Origin of the sequence: uncultured Campylobacter sp. (assembly GCF_937890585.1) — a bacterium.
Classification (GTDB): Bacteria; Campylobacterota; Campylobacteria; order Campylobacterales; family Campylobacteraceae; genus Campylobacter_A.
In genome coordinates this window covers 1-1715 of record NZ_CALACG010000203.1, presented here as the reverse complement: position 1 = coordinate 1715, position 1715 = coordinate 1, and the positions used below count along the sequence as shown (strand labels likewise).

Below are 1715 nucleotides of genomic sequence, written 5' to 3'. Positions count from 1 at the left end.
CTTTTATATCATCATAAAAGACATATTTTGTATTGACATCTCTTTTGGCTGAATCAAGTGCGGCTCCAGCTTGCATGATGAGATCATCAGCTAAAATTTCGCTTGTTTGCGTTGAGCTAACGCCAACCTTTGCCCCAAGAGCTATCTTATAGTCGCCAACTGAGATTTGCTCGGCTATGATGTTTAGCAGGTAGTATAAAAATTCTCTATAATGCCCCTCATTTTTTTGCTTTAAAACTATCATAAAGTCATCACCACCAAACCTTGAGATGATAGCACCTTCTGGCAAGATAGCTTTGATATTTTTAGAAAGCTTTAAAAGCACCTCATCGCCCACGTAGTGGCCGTATGAGTCGTTTATAGCCTTAAAGTGGTTGATGTCGATGCTATAAATATCTATCTTCTCACCAAGCGCTTTAGTCTTTATCATCTCTGATAGTTTGCTTAAAAACGACTGTCTATTTAAAAGCCCAGTGAGTGAGTCAAATTCACTAAGCTGCCTTAAGCGCTCGTTTTTCTCTTCAAGCTCTCTTAAACTATCTTGGATCTCTTCATCTAGTTTAGCGATGATATGCCTTTCAGATCTAGCTAAATCCCTCATAGCAACTGTGCTTGAGATACTATAAATTAGCGCTGCATAGGCTAGCAAAACCATAAGTAGAAAAACTATCCATACAGAGTAAATTTTATCGGTATTAGCAGCTCCCAAAAAAAGCAAAGAGATGAAAAGCAAGGTGACAAATTTATATATAAGCGCCCTTGTATAGTCTTTTCTGTAGCTTCTTATCTTGATATTTGCCTCGTTTTCTTTTAGGTGCAAGCAAGCTACAAATATAATAAAAAATGCAACTTTAAAGAAAAACTCGTAATGAACATTTGTGCCGCCATGTGTCAAAAAGGCCTTTGACGAGTAGTATGCGTCGCAAATGCAAATGATAAGCAAGGCTAATAGATATAAAAGTAGGCTAACTCTTTTATAGCTAAAAGCTGGTTTTTTTGATACAAAATTTAGTGAAAATGCGACAACAAAGACAAAGCAAAAGATAAAAATATCCATTATGATGTATGAAAGGCTAGTCACAAATTCTTTATTAAGCGCTACTGCTAGACTTCTATCAAAAACTACAAACCAAAAAAAACTAACTGTAATAAGCATCAAAGCAAGCGCATCTACCACGACTTGCTGCCATATCACTCTTTTTAAAATTTTTGCAAAAAAAGCAATGGCAGATACAAGAAACATAAAAAATGGGATCAAATATAAAATTTGCATAAGATCCGTGCGGGAGATGTTTCCTGGCATAAGAAGCGATCTATCATAAAGCAATAAAAGGATATCAGCCAGCGCCCAGCTCGCGATAGCTAAAAATATATAGGTCCAGTATGAGTTTAAATTTCTACTACTTTTTAAGAAAAAGAACAAAAACAAGGCGATCACTACATCAGTGCCGACCGATATAGCTGTCAGATAAAACTGATCACCCAGATAAATAGCAAAAAAATAAGCAATAATCAGGGCAAATATAAATAAAAATGAGCCGTTGTGAAAATTTGTTATCCTATCAAGCACGGCCACTCTCCGCTTCTTGGGCTAGCTTTTGCCACCTTTGCCACTCGCCGCTATCATCGACATCGTTGCCGATAGCCTCGTATCTAGCGTAAAAATGCTCAACAAATTTCTTGCACTCCTCATCTTTTGGCAGATAACTTAGCTC

Annotated in this window: 1 protein-coding gene; it reads right to left on the bottom strand. The window is 36.9% G+C overall.

Annotation, left to right across the window (positions count from 1 at the left end):
- Positions 1-1570: GGDEF domain-containing protein (locus tag Q0296_RS05945; protein ID WP_298037980.1), on the bottom strand; the 1570-nt coding region annotated here is incomplete at its 3' end.
- Positions 1571-1715: the final 145 nt, after the last annotated feature.